The sequence below is a fragment of the Nitrospiria bacterium genome (genome assembly GCA_036397255.1).
In the GTDB taxonomy this organism is placed as follows: Bacteria; Nitrospirota; Nitrospiria; order DASWJH01; family DASWJH01; genus DASWJH01.
On sequence record DASWJH010000084.1, the window covers coordinates 1 to 19,973 of the forward strand.

19 protein-coding genes, 2 tRNA genes and 3 pseudogenes are annotated in these 19,973 nt (G+C 44.2%); 7 read left to right on the forward strand and 17 right to left on the reverse strand.

The features are described 5' to 3' along the window. Nucleotides 1–297: 297 nt before the first annotated feature. Complete coding sequence (locus VGB26_11095; GenBank protein HEX9758326.1) at nucleotides 298–1,722, reverse strand: HD domain-containing phosphohydrolase; 1,425 nt, start codon at nucleotides 1,720–1,722, stop codon at nucleotides 298–300. 183 nt (nucleotides 1,723–1,905) lie between these two features. On the opposite strand from VGB26_11095, the gene VGB26_11100 reads away from it, so the two are divergent. The 5 genes and pseudogenes from VGB26_11100 to VGB26_11120 all read left to right on the forward strand — a co-directional run bounded on the left by VGB26_11100 (nucleotide 1,906) and on the right by VGB26_11120 (nucleotide 4,700). Then, nucleotides 1,906–2,250 carry a rhodanese-like domain-containing protein gene (locus tag VGB26_11100; protein HEX9758327.1) on the forward strand — a complete coding sequence of 115 codons (345 nt, stop codon included), beginning with the start codon at nucleotides 1,906–1,908 and terminating at the stop codon, nucleotides 2,248–2,250. Nucleotides 2,251–2,282: 32 nt separating this feature from the next. Next, nucleotides 2,283–2,864 (forward strand): annotated as a pseudogene (locus VGB26_11105) (DUF507 family protein). Beyond that, nucleotides 2,865–3,323: a hypothetical protein gene (locus VGB26_11110; protein ID HEX9758328.1), complete on the forward strand. Its 459-nt coding sequence runs from the start codon at nucleotides 2,865–2,867 to the stop codon at nucleotides 3,321–3,323. Nucleotides 3,324–3,458: 135 nt separating this feature from the next. Further along, nucleotides 3,459–4,247, forward strand: a pseudogene (gene thiD / locus VGB26_11115) (bifunctional hydroxymethylpyrimidine kinase/phosphomethylpyrimidine kinase). A 30-nt stretch (nucleotides 4,248–4,277) separates the two neighbouring features. Beyond that, nucleotides 4,278–4,700: a VOC family protein gene (locus VGB26_11120; GenBank protein HEX9758329.1), complete on the forward strand. Its 423-nt coding sequence runs from the start codon at nucleotides 4,278–4,280 to the stop codon at nucleotides 4,698–4,700. 67 nt (nucleotides 4,701–4,767) lie between these two features. Here VGB26_11120 and VGB26_11125 read toward each other — a convergent pair whose 3' ends face one another. From VGB26_11125 to VGB26_11155, 7 genes and pseudogenes are all read right to left on the reverse strand, one after another. Then, nucleotides 4,768–5,202 carry an Rrf2 family transcriptional regulator gene (locus tag VGB26_11125; protein HEX9758330.1) on the reverse strand — a complete coding sequence of 145 codons (435 nt, stop codon included), beginning with the start codon at nucleotides 5,200–5,202 and terminating at the stop codon, nucleotides 4,768–4,770. 151 nt (nucleotides 5,203–5,353) lie between these two features. Then, complete coding sequence (locus tag VGB26_11130) at nucleotides 5,354–6,064, reverse strand: Crp/Fnr family transcriptional regulator (GenBank protein HEX9758331.1); 711 nt, start codon at nucleotides 6,062–6,064, stop codon at nucleotides 5,354–5,356. Between the two features lie 369 nt (nucleotides 6,065–6,433). Then, nucleotides 6,434–7,321 (reverse strand): class I SAM-dependent methyltransferase, encoded by an 888-nt coding sequence (locus tag VGB26_11135; GenBank protein HEX9758332.1) that lies wholly within the window; start codon nucleotides 7,319–7,321, stop codon nucleotides 6,434–6,436. A gap of 6 nt (nucleotides 7,322–7,327) precedes the next feature. After that, nucleotides 7,328–7,732, reverse strand: coding sequence for a Dabb family protein (locus tag VGB26_11140; GenBank protein HEX9758333.1), 405 nt, complete (start codon nucleotides 7,730–7,732; stop codon nucleotides 7,328–7,330). Between the two features lie 260 nt (nucleotides 7,733–7,992). After that, nucleotides 7,993–8,703 carry a zinc finger domain-containing protein gene (locus VGB26_11145; GenBank protein HEX9758334.1) on the reverse strand — a complete coding sequence of 237 codons (711 nt, stop codon included), beginning with the start codon at nucleotides 8,701–8,703 and terminating at the stop codon, nucleotides 7,993–7,995. A gap of 90 nt (nucleotides 8,704–8,793) precedes the next feature. Then, a pseudogene (locus tag VGB26_11150) lies at nucleotides 8,794–9,234 on the reverse strand (sodium:solute symporter family protein). Nucleotides 9,235–9,273: 39 nt separating this feature from the next. Then, on the reverse strand, nucleotides 9,274–9,480 hold the full coding sequence (locus VGB26_11155) for a hypothetical protein (GenBank protein HEX9758335.1): 207 nt from the start codon (nucleotides 9,478–9,480) through the stop codon (nucleotides 9,274–9,276). Nucleotides 9,481–9,527: 47 nt separating this feature from the next. On the opposite strand from VGB26_11155, the gene VGB26_11160 reads away from it, so the two are divergent. Further along, nucleotides 9,528–9,806 (forward strand): hypothetical protein, encoded by a 279-nt coding sequence (locus VGB26_11160; protein ID HEX9758336.1) that lies wholly within the window; start codon nucleotides 9,528–9,530, stop codon nucleotides 9,804–9,806. A gap of 452 nt (nucleotides 9,807–10,258) precedes the next feature. Here VGB26_11160 and VGB26_11165 read toward each other — a convergent pair whose 3' ends face one another. The 7 genes from VGB26_11165 to VGB26_11195 all read right to left on the reverse strand — a co-directional run bounded on the left by VGB26_11165 (nucleotide 10,259) and on the right by VGB26_11195 (nucleotide 16,863). Beyond that, complete coding sequence (locus tag VGB26_11165) at nucleotides 10,259–10,852, reverse strand: GTPase domain-containing protein (GenBank protein ID HEX9758337.1); 594 nt, start codon at nucleotides 10,850–10,852, stop codon at nucleotides 10,259–10,261. A gap of 21 nt (nucleotides 10,853–10,873) precedes the next feature. Continuing rightward, nucleotides 10,874–12,304 carry a diguanylate cyclase gene (locus VGB26_11170; protein ID HEX9758338.1) on the reverse strand — a complete coding sequence of 477 codons (1,431 nt, stop codon included), beginning with the start codon at nucleotides 12,302–12,304 and terminating at the stop codon, nucleotides 10,874–10,876. A gap of 377 nt (nucleotides 12,305–12,681) precedes the next feature. Then, a complete protein-coding gene (locus VGB26_11175) occupies nucleotides 12,682–13,125 on the reverse strand; it encodes a zinc-ribbon domain-containing protein (GenBank protein HEX9758339.1) in 444 nt (147 codons plus the stop codon). A 251-nt stretch (nucleotides 13,126–13,376) separates the two neighbouring features. Beyond that, nucleotides 13,377–13,453: transfer RNA gene (locus tag VGB26_11180), tRNA-Arg, on the reverse strand. Nucleotides 13,454–13,630: 177 nt separating this feature from the next. Then, nucleotides 13,631–13,706: transfer RNA gene (locus tag VGB26_11185), tRNA-His, on the reverse strand. A gap of 149 nt (nucleotides 13,707–13,855) precedes the next feature. After that, nucleotides 13,856–16,447 carry an ATP-dependent chaperone ClpB gene (gene clpB / locus VGB26_11190; protein HEX9758340.1) on the reverse strand — a complete coding sequence of 864 codons (2,592 nt, stop codon included), beginning with the start codon at nucleotides 16,445–16,447 and terminating at the stop codon, nucleotides 13,856–13,858. Between the two features lie 47 nt (nucleotides 16,448–16,494). Then, the gene (locus VGB26_11195) at nucleotides 16,495–16,863 is read right to left on the reverse strand and encodes a helix-turn-helix transcriptional regulator (protein HEX9758341.1); all 369 of its coding nucleotides are present in this window, start codon (nucleotides 16,861–16,863) and stop codon (nucleotides 16,495–16,497) included. 239 nt (nucleotides 16,864–17,102) lie between these two features. Here VGB26_11195 and VGB26_11200 point away from each other — a divergent pair, with 239 nt between their 5' ends. Beyond that, nucleotides 17,103–17,807 carry a lytic transglycosylase domain-containing protein gene (locus VGB26_11200; GenBank protein ID HEX9758342.1) on the forward strand — a complete coding sequence of 235 codons (705 nt, stop codon included), beginning with the start codon at nucleotides 17,103–17,105 and terminating at the stop codon, nucleotides 17,805–17,807. Here VGB26_11200 and nadB read toward each other — a convergent pair. Further along, entirely contained in the window at nucleotides 17,771–19,375 is a 1,605-nt protein-coding gene (gene nadB, locus VGB26_11205; GenBank protein HEX9758343.1) for an L-aspartate oxidase, read from the reverse strand. The genes VGB26_11200 and nadB overlap by 37 nt on opposite strands. Then, the gene (locus tag VGB26_11210) at nucleotides 19,375–19,734 is read right to left on the reverse strand and encodes a hypothetical protein (GenBank protein ID HEX9758344.1); all 360 of its coding nucleotides are present in this window, start codon (nucleotides 19,732–19,734) and stop codon (nucleotides 19,375–19,377) included. The genes nadB and VGB26_11210 overlap by 1 nt, the downstream gene beginning before the upstream one ends. Between the last annotated feature and the right edge of the window lie 239 nt (nucleotides 19,735–19,973).

A 19,973-nucleotide genomic window follows, 5' to 3' on the forward strand; every position in this document is an offset into this window, starting at 1 on the left:
CCGGCAGGCAGGAATCCAGGCTCTTTAAAATCAACAACTTCTGGATTCCCGCTCCCCGATAGAGGCATTCGAGGACAGGTTTCGCGGGAATGACGGCTAATGCATAGAATATAGATTGTTCTTGAAAATCTGTAGTGCTTGCAGCTCAGAGGGAAGCTCCGCGCTATATTTTTCGGAGGATAATGTCATCGTAATTATGAAATGGAGGACTAAGGACCAATCCAACCCATGCAGGGGGTTCGAATTTTTTTTTGCATCGGTTGAATTGAAGGATGGGCTAAAGAAGATGGAAAAAAATTAGTTTTCTTCAAGAAGGTTTAAAAAAGCCGCCACAACCTGAGGATCAAACTGTGTTCCCGAGAATTGTTTGAGTTCTGCGATGGCCCTAACCTTTCCCGGCGCTTTTCGGTAGACACGATCAGAGGTCATGGCATCAAACGCATCCAAAACGGCGATGATGCGAGATCCCATGGGAATGGCATCCCCGGAAAGCCCGATGGGATACCCTTTTCCGTCAAAGCGTTCCTGGTGGTGGAAAATGAGGGGAGCGACCGGGGCTAAAAACTTAATCTGTTTTACAATATTGGATCCTAATTCCGGATGTTTTTTCATAACCTCAAATTCTTCTTCTGTAAGGGGACCCGGTTTATTTAAAATTGATTCCGGTATTCCGATTTTACCGATATCGTGAAGAATGGCCGCATATTTAATATGTTCTGTCTCTTCCGGGGAAAGCCCAAATTGTTTGGCAATGTCGGCGGCAAAATCAACGGTTCGATCGCTATGGCCCCGAGTGTAGGCGTCCTTGGTTTCCAGGGCATCCGCTAAGGCTCTGATGGCCTCAAAATGGGACTCCTCCAAGTCATTAAAAAGCCTATTATTGTCAATGGCAATGGCTAAATGATTTAAGAGAATGGTTATAAATTCGATGTCGGTTTGGCTTAATTTATTTCGCTCGAGCTTTCTCAAGACAATGAGAATACCTACAATTCCCTGTTTTCCTCGGATCGGAAACCCCAGTGCTGAAGAAAGTTGGTAGTGAAGGATGATCTGCTCAAAAAAAGGATCTGAAGGGCTTTGATCCACCAAAATAAGAGTTTCCTCCCGCTCGGCAACCCATTCGGCCATGGAAAGCAGGTGCTCTTTTTGTTCCGGCAAATCGTCCTCCAAACGAAGAACCAGTTCTTGGGTTTGACGATCATTCAGGAAAATGGCAGTACTGGAGGCCTTTAATTCCCTTTTGAGAACGTTGGAGGTAGTTCGCAGTAAACCGTCCAGGTCTTCGTGGTGAATGCAGCCATGGCTGATTTCAAAAAGAGGTAAAAGCAATTTTAACCGGACATTTTCCTTTACCAGTCGATTTTTTTCCAAGGCATCTTCAACACATTGGGAAAGCTCCTGGTTCGTGAAAGGTTTTAAAAGAATTCCTTGGGCCCCTAAGTGGAGGGTGTGAAGCGCTTTTTGAATGTCAGCCTGTTCGGTAATGATAATACTGGATAAATCGCTTTGAATTTCATGAACATGATCCAAAAAATCGTAAACGTTTCTTTCTGAGAATTGAAGTTGGGTGAGAAGAATGTCAAACTCTTCTTGTTTAATTTGACTGAGACCCTCTTTGACGGATTGTGCGGTGGTGACGGCATATCCCTTCTGGGAAAGGGTATCTTTGCACAAATCAAGAATTTTTTGCTCTTTTTCAATGACCAAAATTTTTCCGCCCACCGATGCCTCTGCTTTAAAATATATTATCTTATTTAATGGTTAGTATAACGGGCAAAGACAGTTTGTCAAACCACTTTGGGGTTCCATTTCCTCCCTCCAAACCCTGGTGGTTTAAAGGAAAGAGAGTCTCAACAGGTTTCTGTTCTTGACGTGAGGGTTTTTTAGAGGGTAATATTAAAACCAATGGAAAACGAAGCATTTATGGCCAAGGTTCAAACTACCCCTCTCGAAATCAAGAAAAAATTGGATGGAGGGGAGGAACTCTTCATATTGGATGTTCGGGAACCCCAGGAGTTTGCTTATGCCCGGATTGAGGGGGCCCAGCTGATTCCCTTAGGTGAACTCCCTTCCCGTTACCATGAGCTGGAAACGGACAGGGAAATGGTTGTTTATTGCCATCATGGTATTCGAAGTCTTCAAGCAGTTTACTTCCTGGCTCAAATGGGTTTTAAACGGGTGAAGAACCTGGCGGGTGGAATTGATGCATGGTCCACCCAGGCGGATCCCCAGGTTCCCCGTTATGGTTAACTTTAATCGGGTAGAAGCTTCCGTCCCACAAAATGCGACTCACCAAAGAACGAATTCTATCCATATCTAATTTAGTTCTTGATCGACTTCTCAACGAAGGGTTATGTGTGATCCATCTCCCTAAGGAAGAACTGGTTCAAAAAATTGAGCACCTCATTTCGGAGGAGTTGATGGTTGAAGACCGGCTTAACGAAGAAGTCAGAGAGATTTTAAAAAATTACCAGGACCAGATTGATCGAGGGGACGTGGATGACCGAAAGATGTTTTTGATGTTAAAAAATAAATTGGTCAAAGACCGAGGGATTATTCTTTAACCTCTAGGAAGAGCACCAAAAATGTTTCTCAGCGAAGAAAAAATCTCCCACCTCTCCCACCTGATTTTAAATCAATTGAAGCGCGAGAAGGGGTGTGTTTTCCAAGGGGATGAGGTTCAGGTGCTTAGGGAGATTAAAAAGGTTTTTTCGGGAGAATTGAAACTGGATGAGGATTTGGATCGCCGGGTCCGCGCCAAATTGGAATCCTATTCCCGCCGTATTATTGAAGGAAGTTCCGAATGGAATGTGCTGTACCAAAAAACCTTTGAAGAAGAACTCAAGAAAAGAAAAAGGGGGTAGATGGCAGAAATTCAATTAGATCCAACAAAAGTGGAAGTGCTTAAAACACTCTATCCTATTTTTAAGAAAGAGGTGTATGAACGTCGTGAACAACTGACGAGGATCGGTCGGTTTGGTATTGGTTTCTATGTGGGGATCATTGTACTATGTTTTGTTTTCCCGGTTAATGTTGGATCTCCATCCCTTCGTTTATATAGTGCCTTGGCCGTTGTTATTTTAACAGGGGTTCTCATTTATCAGATGAAACAGCACCGAAACCGGCATATCATGGCCAAGCAAGCGGTGATTGAGATAGAAAAAGCCCTTCATCTTTTTGAACCCGGTTTCTACCTTTTGGGCAAACCCCTCTATCCCGAAGAATGGAGCCGTTACAAGGGGGGACAAGGAGAGTTGACGTTAACGAGTTTCCTTTTAATTATCCTTGCGGGAATCACGGTTTTCACCCTCTGGTCTGTTTAGGGAATCGGCATCTCATAAAACCTTTATTGGTCCTATAGAACGAAAAAGGGGGTTTTCCGGTTGTTAAAAAATGTAGTGTTGAGATGATCCATACCACGGGTTTTTCCCGTGCTCATCCTTTTTTTAAAACTTTCCATGGCCTATTTAAAACAAGTATTAACCATTGCCACTTCTGATTCGGGAGGCGGAGCGGGAATTCAAGGAGACATAAAGGCCATGCAGGCCAATGGGGTTTTTGGTTTGTCTGTTTTGGTGGCCTTAACGGCTCAAAATACCCGGACCGTTTCCGCCGTTTTTTCCCTTCCCATCGATTTTATTGAGGCGCAACTGGAGGCTGTTTTTAACGATTTTGATTTAGGGGCGGTTAAGACCGGAATGCTTTTCTCCAGTGAAATCGTTGAGGCGGTCTCTAAAAAGCTTCTTGATCGCCGCGTGCGGAATTTGGTAGTAGACCCCGTGATGATATCTAAAAGCGGTTGTGAACTTCTCCAACCCGCTGCGGTTGAAAAAATGAAAGGGGTCTTATTTCCCCTGGCCAGACTGGTAACACCTAATATTCATGAGGCCCAGCGATTAACCGGACAAGAGATTAAAACATTGGAGGATGCAAAACAGGCGGCCAAAACCATCCAGGGCTATGGAAGTGAAGCGGTGTTGATTAAAGGAGGGCATTTGCTTTCTGAACCTGCCACGGACCTTTTATTTGATGGAAAGCAATTTAAGATTTTTAGAGGGGAGTTTTTCGAAACCCCCAATACCCATGGAACGGGGTGTACCTATGCATCGGCCATTGCTGCTCATTTAGCCTTAGGAACAGATTTAAGTGAAGCGGTAGAGAATGCCAAAGGGTACCTGACGGAGGCTATTCGTAACAGTCTTTCAATTGGGGGGGGGCATGGACCCACCCATCATTTTTATTTTATATCTGGTCCGCCAATTGGGAAAAAAAAGGAAGTGAAGACCTTATCTCGTTCCCCTCTTTCTTTTCAGGGGTTGAAACACCTTGCGCTTTGGGTGATGGATATGACCCGCTCGCGGGCTTTTTATGAAGGATTATTGGGGTTAAAGGTTGTTTGGGAACCCGATTCCGACAATGTTTACTTAAGCTCGGGAGAGGATAATTTGGCCCTTCATTCCATTTCCCCAAAAGATCTGGATCGTTTTCAGCAGGGTGTTGGTCAATTTCTTGACCATTTCGGTTTTATTGTGGAATCCCCCCAGCAAGTGGAAATTATTGCGAAAAAAATGGAAGAAGCGGGTGCCCCCATTTTAAATCCCGTTCGGTTTCATAGGGATGGGAGCTGTTCTTTTTATATGGCAGATCCCGATGGAAACCGGATTCAAATTCTTTTTGAACCCACCATTAGTCAAAAATAGACCCCAACCCATTTTGAAGCCCCTGCGGTTTTTTTGGAATGCTCCCCACTTTTTTTGTGGGTATTCCTTAAAAGGGTGAAAGGGAAGGGATGGGAACGGGAGCAGAATTTAATTTGTCGAGAGTGGTTTGGTTTAGAAAAAAGATGATACTTTCCTGAATTTTTAGTAAAGGTCTTCGGATGGTACAATGATCCAGTTGTTGGCAAAGGGAACTGCCATTATTACAATGGGTAATTTCAATGGGCCCTTCAATGGCTGTGAGGACCTCCCCGATGGTAATATCTTTTAATTCCTTTGATAGGGAATATCCCCCCTTTGGACCATTTTGACTCCGAACCAACCCCTTTTTAGCCATTTTTTGAAGGATTTTTGCAAGATGTTCTACCGGAATATCAAATCGTTCGGCGATGGTTTTTGCGTTGACGACTTCTTCAATTTTTCGGGAAGCGATATAGTGTATGGCAATCAATCCATAATCAGCCTTTTTGGTTAATTTGAGCAAGACACCCTCTCCGGTGAGGTAAGGTGGTAGAGGTGAGACGGTTCTAATGTACGTAACGTAACGGAAAGGAGAGGGTTTTTCATTGATCGATATCAAGAAAAATATTGATGGGTGGCAGTCAACAGGAATTGGATAGAGGAAACCGAAAAAATTAATTGGATAGAGTTTGAAGCCTTTGTTGGTTAATGAGGATAATTTGTTTTCCTTCAACTTTGATTACCCGGTCTTTTTTAAATTGACTGAGAAGTCTGACCGCTGTTTCAAGGGTCATTCCCGTCATTTCTGCAATTTCTTCCCGTTTAAGAGTGATGCCCAGGGCGATCCCGTCCTTATTTTTAACCCCATAACTTTTTGCAAGGTCCAGAAGAATTAGAGCCAAACGCCCTTTTGCATCCTTAAAAGTCAACTGGTTAATTCTTTGTTGGGACTTCTCCAGTTCCTGACTTAACACATTTATTAGACGAATGGAAAGATCCGAATGGTTTTTCAGAAGAGTGAGAAAATCTTCTCGTTCGAAAAAGGTGACTTCTGACCGTTCAAGGGTTTCCGCGGTTACCGTATGCTTGCCTGTATTAAAGAGACCATTTTTTTCAATAATTTCCCCCGCAGATACAATCTTTAAAATTTGCTGCTGGCCAAATCGTGAAGAGTTCGTCAGTTTTATCCTTCCTGAACACAGGATATATATTCCGTGGGAGGGAGTATCTTCATGGAAGATAATGTCATGTTTGTCATAATTATGGATTTTTTTAATTTCCATGAATTCATTTAATTCATCATCCGTCACCCCTCCGCAAAAAAGGCTGATTCCCCGGGCAACACAAGCTCGGCAGTCTGTAAAATGATTGGGTTTTGAATTCATTGTCAAACCTTTTTTTGATAACCAACAACTTTCATGCTCTGATATAGCATAATTGGGAAGAGGAATTCAAGGTAGATTCCTTGTACCTAACCCTATTGCCCTGCCCGGATAGGGGGAAGATTGAAAATATAACGTTTAGGGCCAAGCAGGAATGGGAACGAGAGGAACCTGTTTCTTCAATCACGCACCTGAAATATTCACTTCCCGCTTATCCTTTTGGAAACCCAATGGAACGGACTAGGCCCCTAAAGGTTAGTTACCCGACGTTCATCCAAGCGCTAAGGGTCATTATATCGTTCTGCAACCAAAAAAAGTGGTTTTGAAAGTGGCGGTGAAAATTTAAGAAATGAATCCGGGAAGGAAAAGGGCTTAGATTTTGGTGAAATCGGGGTGGGAAGGCTCGGCAGGGGAATGGATGGATGAATTTCCTTTCCCCTTAAATTGAATAAGCCAAACCTCTTGTGGGAAACGGTACCACCCATCAAAAATAAACGATTGGAGGAAATCCCCCATGGGGGGATGGCCTAACCAAAACTCAACAGAACGTAAATCAAAGGTGCATTTGGATAGGTATCGCTCGAGGGTTAAGGTATCTGATTGTTTGATTGTGTGAAAAAACTTCAAGGAAGTGACTTCATAACGAATACCCTTGGTCTCCAAGGTAGAAACTACCCGTTGGGCATCCAAAAAGGAGGAAAATTCACCGGGAGTAAAAAAGATCTGAAGGTAACGCTCGTAAAAAGAGATATAAAAAGAATGACGAGCCGCAAGATATATCAAACAGACCCCGTTTAAGGGGTTCAACAGGGAGCGGATTTTATCGATACTGGAGGGCAACTGCTCAAAGGGAAGTGTATACAATGAATGAATAGCCCAAATGATTTGGTACTGTCCCAGGTTGAATGGATGAAGTGGAAGGGTCTCAAGGGTTGCTTGATATTGCTTTCCTGGCAAAAACGGAGGATTTAAAGATTTTTTTAAAGCCAAAAGGGAATAGGGAGAAGGGTCCAAAAAATCATAAATGATAACGGGGTTTTTTAAATTTTTGGTTTGGGTCAATAGGGATGGGAATTTTCCGGTTCCGCACCCAACGTCAAGCAATTTTGGGACTCCTGAAAAGCCTTTAAAAAGGTCCTCCCAAGAAAGCCGGTCAATCAATTGAAGGTAATCTATTTCAGCAACTTTAAACCAGGAGTCAAAATCCTGATCTTTCGTGTAAAATTTGCAATTTCTCCCTAAAAGGTCTGAAATATTCATAGGGGGTTAATCTATAAAATCATAAACCAAAACCTTTTGAGTCAGGGGTTGAACTAATTCCTTAACCAATTTTTTGTGATGGGGGTGGGAGAGATATGAATTCATCGCTTCTGGATTGGGAAAGGAGACCATAATGGCCACATCGAAGGAGCTATCCGCGATATTTCTGTGGCTGGGTAAAACAGACCCTGCTTTCATACTGAGAACCCCGGGAATTTCAGAGAGTATTTGGGAGCCTTCAACCAATTTATTTCGATGTTCCAGATTCCCCGGGTCCTTCAACCAGCAGATGACCACATGGTGGATGTTTCCATTGATGGGGGATTTTTTTTGAGGGGTTGAACAGGAAATTAACCAAAAAGTAAAAAAAATACAAAATCCCAAACCCAAGTGAAAAAAATTGAATGGCATAGATTTCAGGAAAGATTTCATCCTATTTCAAAATTATCCATTTAGGGCGGTATGGATCAATGAAGTTTACAACGTTTAAAAGGATATTAAAAGTGATAAAAATTTTTAAATCAAACCTGCGAACTTCAATACCCCTGGTGTTAAAGTTCATCTGTGGAGTCAACCGAAAACCTTATCTCAAAGGGACCTGGAAATAGAGAGGTCTTTTTTGTGTCCGATATATCCCAGGGGAAGGCACCCTCGAATATTGGGGGTGGCCTTTAAATGGCCTTGAAGGAGTTTTTCTTTTGTATTTCCTCCAACGTTTTTGGCCAATCCTTTTTGAGTAACCGGGATAATGCGCGGTCCGCTAACAATTTTCCATGCGTCTGACAAGTGGGACAATAATGGGTCTCGTTGTCCTTATAACGAATTCGCTGAATGGGACTTTTGCAGTTGGGGCAGGGTTTTTTGAACCGCCCGTGGACAGACATTCCATCCCGAAAGGCTGTTACTTTATCAGGAAATTTATCCCCAGTTTCTTCCCGAAGGGTGTTCACCCATTGGGTGAGAGTTGCTCTTGCCGCGTTATACAAAATCCTGGTTTCTTCTTTCGTTAGATTTTTTGTCATTGCAATAGGGGATAAACGGGGGCGGTGAAAAATTTCATCGGAGTACGCATTGCTTATTCCGCTCAACAGATGTGGATCGGTTAGGGCTCTTTTTAAGGTGTGATTTTTGTTTTTAAGAAGTTTGTAGAAAATATCGAAATCGGCGTTTAAAATATCAATTCCCCCCGGGTCTTGAGCCTCAAGACTCTTCCCCCCTTGGATGGCTGTAAACACCAAAAGAATTAAACCTATGCAGAAAGAAAAGGCCCACACCTGTTGAGGGGCGAAAGGTTTAGGGTTGCGGTTTGCGAAAGCCCACATGGAAAATGCCGGAGCGGATTGAATACCCATCAAGGCAAACATATACATCAGAATCATCATTCCCGTCCAGGCACCCCCGGTGGCCTTGGTTCCTTCAGGAACCCATTGAATGACCCCTGGAATGGCGAGGTAATGACTATAACCGTCCGGGGTTCGGTTGATATCTGTTTGCGCCAAAGCGGCGATTCCTTCATTCAACCGGCCCCAGCCCCCTACAAAATTCAATGTGGCCCAACCGATGGCAACAATGCCGAAGGCCAGAAGGAGACATTGTATGGTGTCCACATAAGCCACTGCACGCAATCCACCGGAAGCAACGTAGATTAAAACAACCGCGGACAACAGCCACATCCCCGCCTCAACCCCTAGCAAACCATCGGTTAAAACATTAAACAGAAAACCTGAAGCCCGCAATTGGAGCCCCAGGTATGGAATTGAAAACACCAAGGCAACCAGGACCACCAGATTTCGGATTATGTCGGATTGAAAGTAATGGGAAAGCATCTCCCCCGGGGTGACATATCCGAAGCGTTTTCCCAACATCCACTGGCGTTTCAAAAAAATGACTCCAGTTAAAGGAATGGTAATAGCGTAGAATGAGGCATAGGCGTATTGAAACCCATCCCGGTATTAAAGGCCCGGATGCCCAATGAAAGTCCAACCGGAAAATGAAGTGGCCGTGGCGGCTAGAACAAAAACCCAGATGGGAATTCTTCTTCCTGCGATAAAGTAATCACTGGCGGTATATGCCGAGGAGGCACCTTTGATTCCCCAATAGATGCAATACATCCAATAGAGACCTACAAAAATGGCCAACCAGACAATAGCACCGTTCATATATTTTTGGGTCTTCGTGTAATCGAGTGGGTGAAAACTGTTAAAAAGTGTTTAAGGTCCATACAGGGCAAGGGTCAAGTCAAAGTCATTCTGTGGTTGAAGCCTTTGAAGTATTAGAGGTTCCTGCAAAATCCAGTTCGTCATTCCCGAATGGTTTTATCAGGCCCGCCTGCCGGCAGGCAGGAATCCAGGATTCAAAAAATCAACATCTTCTGGATTCCCGCTCCCCGATAGAGGCATTCGAGGACAGGTTTCGCGGGAATGACGGGAAGGGCCTGGATTTCCGCTTTCCCCTGCCTGCAAGTGCCCGCCGGACAGGCGGGTAATGACGAAATTTACCCACTCACTTCCACGATGAGCCAGAAAAAGGAAATCACGATTACGCCCTAACCGGGTTGTAACCGTTTTTTAAAGACACCGATTTTTAAAATCCCCCCACCGGGCTTACGAAAACTTTTTGTGTCATGAATCGATTATTTAAATGACAGTTTAGAAATCTCATTTCTTTCTCCTTTTTATGTTTTGAAACCTGTTCTAACACCCCCTCCTCAGGTTTCTATAAAGGGGAAATGAACCCCTGTTTGGATTCAGTTAAAATTGTGTAAAGGACCTAAAATCAAAAGCAGTAGGGGTAAAGGTCGCAAAGGTTAAGGGTTCCGAGGAAGAAGAGGTTTTCCGGAACGAAAATGGTCTGGGTGAAAAAAGAAATGGGTGTTGGAGTAGAAATAGTGCTTAAAATTTAATGTGAGGAAAATCTGGAGGCCCAAACCAACAAGTCTTATTTCTGCACCATTGGCCTAACTTCTTTAATTACTGCTTTTCCAATACTTCTAAGGGTTTCAACAACCCCTCTTCCTTGCGATGCAACGGCCTCAAAAAATGGGACATTGTATTCATTTAATAAACGATTCAAAACATCGATTGTTGAAATATTGGGCAGGTCCCTTTTGTTGTATTGAATGACTAGGGGAAACCTATCTAGTTTTTTCCCTTCCTCTAAGAGATTTTCTTTCAGATTATGGAAGCTCAACCGGTTAGAATCAAACGCCTCAATTTGAGAATCTGCGACAAAAACAACCCCGTCAGCCCCTCTGAGGACCAATTTTCGGGTGGTATTATAAAAAACCTGACCAGGAACCGTAAAAATATGAAACCGGACCTTGAAACCTTTTATCTCCCCCACTTCAAAAGGGAAAAAATCTAAAAAAATGGTCCGATCCCCTTGAGTGGGCACGATGGCTAATTTCCCCTTACTTTCCCCGGGAATCCGCTGATAGACCTTTTGAAGATTGGTTGTTTTTCCGCAAAGCCCAACACCATAATAAACAATTTTCACGTTGATTTCATGGGTAGCGTAATTCACCAAGGCCATTTTTATAACAACCCTCTGCAATTATTTTTTGGGACCATCAAGCTCTTTTGGAAAACCAAGTAAATACCCTTGGACAGGGTCAATCCCCAGATCCTTCACCGCCTGTAATTCTTCTTCAGTTTCAACACCCTCTGCAATGATCCCTTCTTTGGAATAGTTCCGGAGTGCAAGAACCAAATCTCTTAAAAATTTCAAAAATTGCTTGGAGGAAACAGCTTGTACGATGGTGGACCGATCCATTTTGATATAATCCGGAATCAGCTGAGAGATGAAAGGCAACGAAATAAATCCTGCACCAAAATCATCGATGGCAAATTTATACCCATGGGCTCGCCATAATTTAGTGATTTTCAAATGATTTTCGATATCATAAAGCGCTTCCGCTTCCGAGATTTCAAGTATCACTTCCATATTTTGAGGTTTTGGATAGGGTTGAAACTGACCCAAAACACCAAAATCCACATTTATGAAAACCCGTTCTAAGTTGAGTTCACTGGCCTTTTTCAGTTGTATTTTAAAACAAAGTGACTTGAGATCTTTCAACTGGCCCACGGCTTCATACCTTTTAAAAAAATCCTGGATGCTCAACTTACCCTCTGGATCCCGGCTCAAGGCTTCATGACCCAACACGGTATTGGTCCGGACATCCACCACCGCTTGGAAAACAACGTTTACCGTTTTTTCATCCAAGCGATATTCTTCCTCACCGATGTGGATTTTATCTCCACCCTTTTTTGCAATATACAGGGCACGGTCCGCTAAACGGATCAATTCATCTACATCCCTCCCATGCTCGGGAAAAAGGGAAACCCCAATGCTAATATCCAGGTCTAACGGGGCGGTATGGTTTATTCTTCCTATTCCTTTTCGAATCCGATCCGCCACGATCAAAACCCCCTGACGGGTGGTCTCTGATAAAACCACCAGAATTTCATCTCCTCCCCAACGAAAAACCAAATCGACACCCCGAGTCGCATCCCGGATACTTTTTGCAACCTTTTTTAAAACCTCATCCCCCACTTGATGCCCTAAGGTATCATTAATATTTTTAAACCGATCCAAATCGCAAAGGAGAATGGCCACAAGATGATGGGCCCGCTCCGCCCGATTGATTTCATCCTCAATCCGTTCATCTAAATATTGCCGGTTGAGTAACCCTGTCAGGGTGTCCCGCATGGCCTGTTTTTCTAAAAGCCGTCTGGTTCGCCCAATTGAAACCCGGGCTTGGACCGCATAACCGCAAAAAAGTCCAATAAGAATGACAAACCCTGTTATTTCTTTATAAGAAATAAAATTAAAAGCAGGGGATACCCCATCCCCGTCGCTTGAGAAAATAAAAAAAGTTACCACGGCAAATCCACCGAAGGCAATTAAAAGGGTCAGGGTAAGAACCCAAAGCTGCCATTCGCGTTTTTCAATGACCTTAATTCCCCCTTGAGGAATTTCTTTCACAAAGACTCCTTCCCAATAAATTATTTCACAAAACCTGGATGGACTCTTAAGTATACCAACTCTTTGAAATTGGTCAAAAACTGAAACACAATCCTTTTAAATGAAACCAATGAGAGTCCTGCCAAACACAGTTGCAAGAGGGATCGATGACTTCTACCCCTTTTGGGGTTTGAAAATTGAATCGAAAGAAAATGGAAGGCCTTGGGTGAAAGGGGAGGGAAAACCGTTATGATATTCTGGTTTCCGGTTGAGGGTACAAACTCATTTTAACCCTAAATTTTTTTTCAATAAAAATCCCCGCAGCAAGACTGCGGGATATTCAGAGGAAAAGCTAAATCCTCAAATCCCCCTTTATCCCCCTTTTCTAAAGGGGGAACCTAAGCGGTCACCCCGAAGCTCGCTACGGGGAATAGCAAGTTTAATGTCTTCGTTCCCCTGAGCGGGTAAAAAAGGCCTAAAAAATGTTTGCAGTCCACACAGGGAAAGGACTTTGAGGAATTCATGGATGTGATTTGATTTGCAAATAGGAAAAGAGAAAAAGTTTGGGCTAAAAAGGACAGCCGGCAAGACAAACAATAGGGGTGATTATCCCCCTCAACCACCATCCAATTGCACACCTTATATGTGACGTAGTTAACACACATTCGATATCGCCCTTGGACTCCGGATGGATTTTGCAAATGCCATAACCCGTGGGGTCCCGGGTCCAAGCCACCCAACATATAACGATCCGGTAGAAAACCCACCAAACGGCCACACACCAAACAGGATGAGTTCTCAAAATGAAGCTGGTTTTTACACTGACAAAAAAAGGTTTTCATTTTAACAAAAGCAAAAACCCCTTATTTGGGTTAACAGGATTTCAATTGAGACCCGGTTAGAACATTATACCAAAAAAGATTTTCCTCCTCTATAAAATGGATTCCCAGAGAAAAGCCAATGGGGTTAACTCCTCTTACCCGTTAAGCAATTTTAACTAACCTAAACCATGATCATATGATGATGAAGAAGGTTCTCATCCTCATCAAAGGCGCCGTTGGGATTTCTACTTTTATGATGGATTTTTGAGCATTGGTGCGCCTGGAGGGATTCGAACCCCCGACCCCTTGGTTCGAAGCCAAGTACTCTATCCAGCTGAGCTACAGGCGCGGAATGAGATGGGTTTTGAATTAGCGGAGGGGAATCTGAACCCCCTCCCCGTCGTCCTTGCCCTTCGGGCGGAACTCCTCCGAGGGGGCCAAGCCCATTAGGGCACCGAATTCATCGATGGTTACCCCATGGGAGCACACCCTCCTCAAAACCTACACGGGGTTGGGGTTATTTTTTTGGGGTGAGTGAGGGGAATTGAACCCCCAACCCCTGGAGCCACAGTCCAGTGCTCTAACCGTTGAGCTACACTCACCATCAATCCTATTTTGATACCTAAAAAGAATGCAAAGAAAAATGATAATTTTACCAATTGCCGATAGGCTTGATTTTTCTAACATGTTGGTAGAAGGGATGTCAATAGGCTCGCATTGTATCTTTTAAATTTACTTAATTTCTTGGAAATTAACCTGAGGATTGAAAGGCTAATTTACCATCTTTCACGTCAACCTGGATGGAATCCCCCTCTTTGAATTCCCCTTGAAGAAGACTCACAGCAAGTGGATTAAGGATATCCCGTTGAATCACCCGCTTCAATGGCCTCGCCCCAAACACAGGATCATACCCTTCCTGAGCCAAATATCTTTTAGCGGCCTGGGTTAAATCTAATTCAAGGCGTCGATCCGTTAAACGTTTTCGAACAAGCGCTATCTGGATCTCTACAATTTTCCCAAGCTGTTCCATGCTTAACCCGTGGAAAATAATGATATCATCCACACGGTTGAGGAATTCGGGGCGGAACTGTTCTCGGAGGGCTCCCATGACCAAGGATTCCATTTTCTTCTCTTCTTTCCCGCCAAGTTCCTGAATATGTTGACTTCCTAAGTTTGATGTCATGATCACCACACAATTTCTAAAATCCACTTTTCGGCCATGCCCATCGGTCAGCCGGCCATCATCCAGCAGTTGGAGTAATATGTTAAAAACATCTGGATGGCCTTTTTCAATTTCGTCAAATAAGAGGACACAGTAAGGCCGGCGGCGAACCGCCTCCGTGAGCTGGCCCCCTTCCTCGTACCCGACATACCCTGGGGGAGCCCCGATTAAACGGGCAACGGAATGCTTTTCCATATATTCTGACATATCTATCCGCGTCATGGCCTGCTCATCATCAAAAAGAAACTCGGCCAAAGCACGGCTAAGTTCCGTTTTCCCTACTCCGGTGGGCCCCAGAAAAATAAAAGAACCCAAAGGCCGGTTGGGGTCCTGAATGCCTGCCCTTGCTCTTCGAATCGCATTGGAAACCGCTGTCACCGCCTCTTCTTGGCCAATAACCCTTTTTCGAAGACGTTCCTCCATATGAATGAGTTTTTCAACTTCCCCTTCTATCATCCGTTGAACTGGAATACCTGTCCATTTTGACACAATCGCGGCTACATCCTCTTGATCCACCTCTTCCTTCAGCATTTTATGTTCCGTTTGAAGATCCACCAACCGTTTATTTTCTTCTTCCAAAGCCTTTCCCAGCTCAATGAGCTTTCCGTATTTGAGTTCCGCCGCTTTTCCTAAATCTCCCTCCCGCTCGGCACGTTCTGCCTCCCCCTTGAACTGCTCTAACTGCTCTTTGTATTTGCGAATCCGCTGAATGACATCTTTCTCAGCCTGCCACTGGCCCTTAAGCTGACCTCCCTGCTCCCTCAGTTCCGACAACTCTTTCTCAATCTTCTCCAAACGCTGTTTTGAAACCTCATCCTGTTCCTTTCGGACCGCCTCCCGCTCGATCTCCAATTGCTTGGAACGGCGCTCGATTTCATCCACTTCGGATGGCATACTATCTATTTCCATTCGAAGTCGGGAAGCAGCTTCATCAATTAAGTCGATGGCTTTGTCGGGAAGAAACCGATCAGAAATATACCGGTGAGAAAGGATCGCCGCTGTGACCAATGCATTATCCTTAATCCTGACCCCGTGATGGACCTCATACCGTTCTTTGAGCCCCCGCAAAATGGAAATGGTATCTTCAACCGTCGGTTCTCCAACCAAAACGGGTTGAAATCTTCTCTCTAGTGCAGCATCTTTTTCAATATATTTTCGATATTCATTTAAGGTGGTCGCACCAACGCAACGAAGCTCTCCTCTGGCCAAAGGGGGTTTCAGCATGTTGGAGGCGTCCATGGCCCCTTCTGCTGCCCCCGCCCCAACCAAGGTATGAAGCTCATCAATGAAAAGAATAACCTTACCTTCGGACTCCACGATCTCCCGAATGACCGCTTTTAACCGATCCTCAAACTCTCCCCGGAATTTTGCCCCGGCAATGAGGGAACCCATATCCAAGGCCACAATCTTCTTGTCTTTTAAACCTTCGGGAACATCACCATTCACCACCCGTTGGGCAAGCCCTTCAGCGAGGGCGGTTTTTCCAACCCCCGGCTCACCGATTAAAACCGGGTTATTTTTGGTTCGGCGGGAGAGAACCTGGATAACCCGTCGGATTTCCTCATCCCTTCCGATAACTGGATCCAACTTCCCACGCCGGGCAAGGTCTGTTAGGTCTTTGCTATACCGAGCCAATGCTTGATACTTTTCTTCTGGAGAGGGGTCCGTGACCCGCTGGGTTCCACGGATTTCCAAAAGAACTTTTAATATTCGATCCCGGGTCACCCCTCCTTCCTTCAGCAATCTTCCCGCTGCACCATCACCCTCTGCAAGGGCCAGTAAAAAATGCTCCGTGCTGATATACTCATCCTTCAGCTTGGATGCCTCCTCCTCCGACCGGTCAAATACCCCTTTCATACGAGGGGTAATATACACCTGACCTGCTGACCCGGGTCCTTCCACCCGAGGCAATTGGTCCACTTCTTTTTCTGCCTTTTTGCGAATCCCACCCCAATCCACTCCTAATTTTTTAAGAAGCGAGGGAATCAAACCTTCCTTCTGGATTAATAAAGCCAGCAGCAAATGCTCCGCATCCATCTGTTGTTGGTTTCGTTTCTCGGCCAGTTGCTGGGCCTCTTGAATGGCCTCTTGGGATTTTATGGTTAAACGATCAAAACGCATGGTCTTATTCCTCCAAATCCATTTCCAAAAAATTTTTCGTTTTTCATTTAATCGGGATCACACGCCGAGAACCTTTTTTTCGGTTGAACAGATTCAGACAGGTGATTGCGGGTGTCCATTATATCTTGCAACAATTTCTCCAATTCCTGTATTTCTTCACTCCTAAAACTCCGCCCACGCCAAATCATCTGGAGAATCATCTCCACCCCTGCCAGATTGACTCCAAAATCCCGGGTTAAACGGATCACCAGTTTTAAATGCTCCACATCTTCTTGTGAATAGAGTCTGGTATTTCCCTTTGAGCGGCTGGGAACAATCAAACCTTCCCTTTCATAAATCCTCAGCGTTTGGGGATGAACCTGAAGAAGCTCGGCCACAACCCCTATCATGTAGGCCGGTTGTTTTTTTTCAAACATATAAAAATAAAACCTCTCCTAATCCCATAGGGCTCAACAATAAAAACATTAAATAATGATCTAAAAGCTGCTTGAATTAATACACTGGCCTAACCGGAAATTTCAAAAATCTAATATATAAAACGTGACTAGCGTAAACTATAAAACCTTATAAATCTACTATAAAGTTTGAAAATTTGACAGTGCAGGGGGTGGGTGTTATGGTTTTTGTAGATTAAATCAGGAAACCAAATCAGAACATGCAAAAAACATTGATTATATTAATGTTTTCTATTTTATGGATGGTGGGGGAAGCCCTGACCTTATCCCCAAAGACTTTTCCAGGAGAAATTTTTCAATATATAGATGATCAAGGAGTGATTCATTTCACAAACGTTCCAACCGATCCCCGATTTAGACCCCAATTAATTCCTAAACTTCCCAATTTTCCCCCTGTCCGCTATGGTTATTTTGACTTTCACAATACCATTCATTCTGTGGCCCGCAGGGAAGGAATCGACCCCCTTTTAATTCGGGCGGTGATCAAAGTGGAATCCAACTTCAATCCATATGCAATATCTAAAAAAGGGGCACGGGGGTTAATGCAGTTAATGCCTCCAACCGCATCTTCCCTTGCCGTTCAAAATCCATTTGATCCCATTGAAAATATTACAGGAGGGGTTCGGTACCTAAAATACCTTCTCAACCGATTCGAAAATAACCTGATTCTTTCTCTTGCCGCCTACAATGCGGGGGAAAAAGCAGTGGAAAGGCACAAAACGATTCCACCCTACAAAGAAACAAAGCATTATGTGGCCAAGGTCCTTGGGCTATATAAACAATATATCCAGGAAGAAAGGATCAAAACCACGACCCGGATTTTTACATCCAAGGGAAATCTTCAATTTCATCATCCTCCCAATGCTCATCAGGAAATGAGGACTTCCACTGTACAATTTGACTGAACCCAACGAAGGGAAAGATGTTTTTCTTTTAATGGGTTTTGAGGGTTAGAATCCTTCCGGGAGTGCGCCCCCACGCTCTCTTCCCTCAAGAGAGAAGCCGTTGATATACATTTCCCCAAGAGAAGAAGATTTTTTAGTTCAAGCTTGGGCTGATTTTGATAGGTTCCTTTTAAGATCCATTCCCACTTTTGGATGAAAGATAAGGTTCGCTCAATTCCTTTCTGATCTCTGACGATTCCAATGCCTTCCCACATGGTCTGCTGCAAATCTTTTCGGATGGAAGAAATTTCAGCATTTGAAATCTCATTGACTTCTCCTCCCGATAGCAGGGTTTTTTGGATTTTTTTCAATTGATCCTTGGCAGGAAGGGCCAAATTCTCCGAAGCCTGGCCCGCGAAGTCTCCCACTTTTTTTCCAAACACCAACCCTTCAAGAAGGGAATTGCTGGCTAAACGATTGGCGCCGTGAACGCCAACACAAGCAACCTCCCCCGCCCCAAAAAGACCCTCTACTGAAGAAGACCCATCCACAGAAACCTTCATTCCCCCCATCATGAAATGCATGCTAGGAGCCACTGGAATCATTTGCTCAACGATATCCAACCCATAGGAGAGACAGGTCTGATAAATTTTTGGGAAACGGCCTTTTATAAAATCCTTGGAAAGATGGGTAACATCCAAAAATACACAGGGGGTTCCGGAATTCTGCATTTCTTGCCAAATGGCACGGGCCACCACATCTCTTGGGGCCATCTCTGCATCGGGGTGAAACTTCTTCATAAAAGGGGCCCCTTCTTGATTTCTAAGAATGGCCCCCTCACCACGCATGGCCTCAGACAAAAGAAAAGGAGGGGCTCCAGGAAGCAAAAGAGAAGTGGGATGAAATTGCACAAACTCCATGTCCTCTAAAAGAGCCCCCCCTCTGGCAGCCATGGCCATCCCATCCCCTGTGGCCACGCCGGGGTTGGTGGTTCTCCAATAAAGCTGTCCCACTCCACCGGTAGCCAGCACAGTGATACGAGAAAAAATGATTTGTTGTCTTTGGGTTTCTTGGTTCAAAAGGGTTGCACCAATGCATCTTCCGTCATGAATAATTAAATCCATGCTAAACATATTGTCCATTCGGGAAATAAGCGGGAATTTTTTAACGTGGTTTAAAAGGGTCACCATCATTTCTTCCCCAGTAGAATCCCCTTTGGCACGAAGGATTCGACCCTTTTGGTGGGCGCCTTCCTTGGCAAACGCAAACTCCTCCCCGATACGGTCAAAACATGCCCCCCAGGAAATCAGCTCTTGAATTCTCTGGGGGCCTTCCTCCACCAGTACCCGAACTGCCTCTTCTCGACACAAACCTTTCCCAGCCCTCAATGTATCTTGAAAGTGAATTTCAATATCTTTGGGGTCCTGAATGGCCACAGCAACACCCCCTTGAGCCTGTCCCGAGCTACCCTCTAAAGGAGCGCCTTTGTTGACAATCACCACATCGCCGAACCGGCTCAACTCAATGGCGGCCCGCAATCCAGCGATTCCTCCTCCGATAACCAGGCTATGACAAAACATGAAATCCATTATGGCTGCCTCAGTTTTTTCAATTCAAAGGGAGAATCCCCCTCAATACCCAGCACAAGAGGCTCTTTCTTTCCCTCAAACAGGAAGACCATATCACCTTTTTTGGAAAAAACGGTTCCTTTTTCTTTTCTTTGCCATTTCCCTTGCCAATGGATATAAGCTTTAGCCTTGGCTTCCTGAAGAATTACCTTCTCAATAAAAAATTTTAGGGTAACCGGATCCAATTGCACAAATATATGGTCTAAATTCTTTTCCAGTATAAGGGCCCCATTGGCATCTTCTTGGGAAAAATATTTTAAAAATTCCACAGGATCTTTTTTTATATAACTGGTCCGTAATGTTTCGATAACGTGATCCATTTCCCTAACTCTTAAACCATCCTCTGAAGGAACCAGATTTCCCTTAGAGCAAGACGCCTCAACCAAAAAAATAAGGGAAAAAAATAAAACAGTGGAAAAAAATGCCCATAGAGATTTTTTCATAAGAGGATTATATAAACCAGTTCTCCAAAATGCAAGAAACCTGAGTTTTCAGTGAAATGTTCTTGACAAGGTTTCAGGGAATGTGTAACTTGGCCCAGCACTCTGGCCTTTTTGTA

Bases quoted from the DNA above. Each gene is read 5' to 3' on its own strand.
- clpB (HEX9758340.1), bottom strand. From the start codon at position 16,447: ATGCGTTTTGATCGTTTAACCATAAAATCCCAAGAGGCCATTCAAGAG.
- VGB26_11195 (HEX9758341.1), bottom strand. From the start codon at position 16,863: ATGTTTGAAAAAAAACAACCGGCCTACATGATAGGGGTTGTGGCCGAG.
- VGB26_11110 (HEX9758328.1), top strand. From the start codon at position 2,865: ATGGCAGAAATTCAATTAGATCCAACAAAAGTGGAAGTGCTTAAAACA.
- VGB26_11140 (HEX9758333.1), bottom strand. From the start codon at position 7,732: ATGCCATTCAATTTTTTTCACTTGGGTTTGGGATTTTGTATTTTTTTT.
- VGB26_11155 (HEX9758335.1), bottom strand. From the start codon at position 9,480: ATGAACGGTGCTATTGTCTGGTTGGCCATTTTTGTAGGTCTCTATTGG.
- VGB26_11145 (HEX9758334.1), bottom strand. From the start codon at position 8,703: ATGATGATTCTGATGTATATGTTTGCCTTGATGGGTATTCAATCCGCT.
- VGB26_11175 (HEX9758339.1), bottom strand. From the start codon at position 13,125: ATGAAAACCTTTTTTTGTCAGTGTAAAAACCAGCTTCATTTTGAGAAC.
- nadB (HEX9758343.1), bottom strand. From the start codon at position 19,375: ATGGATTTCATGTTTTGTCATAGCCTGGTTATCGGAGGAGGAATCGCT.
- VGB26_11135 (HEX9758332.1), bottom strand. From the start codon at position 7,321: ATGAATATTTCAGACCTTTTAGGGAGAAATTGCAAATTTTACACGAAA.
- VGB26_11130 (HEX9758331.1), bottom strand. From the start codon at position 6,064: ATGAATTCAAAACCCAATCATTTTACAGACTGCCGAGCTTGTGTTGCC.
- VGB26_11210 (HEX9758344.1), bottom strand. From the start codon at position 19,734: ATGGATCACGTTATCGAAACATTACGGACCAGTTATATAAAAAAAGAT.
- VGB26_11165 (HEX9758337.1), bottom strand. From the start codon at position 10,852: ATGGCCTTGGTGAATTACGCTACCCATGAAATCAACGTGAAAATTGTT.
- VGB26_11100 (HEX9758327.1), top strand. From the start codon at position 1,906: ATGGAAAACGAAGCATTTATGGCCAAGGTTCAAACTACCCCTCTCGAA.
- VGB26_11200 (HEX9758342.1), top strand. From the start codon at position 17,103: ATGCAAAAAACATTGATTATATTAATGTTTTCTATTTTATGGATGGTG.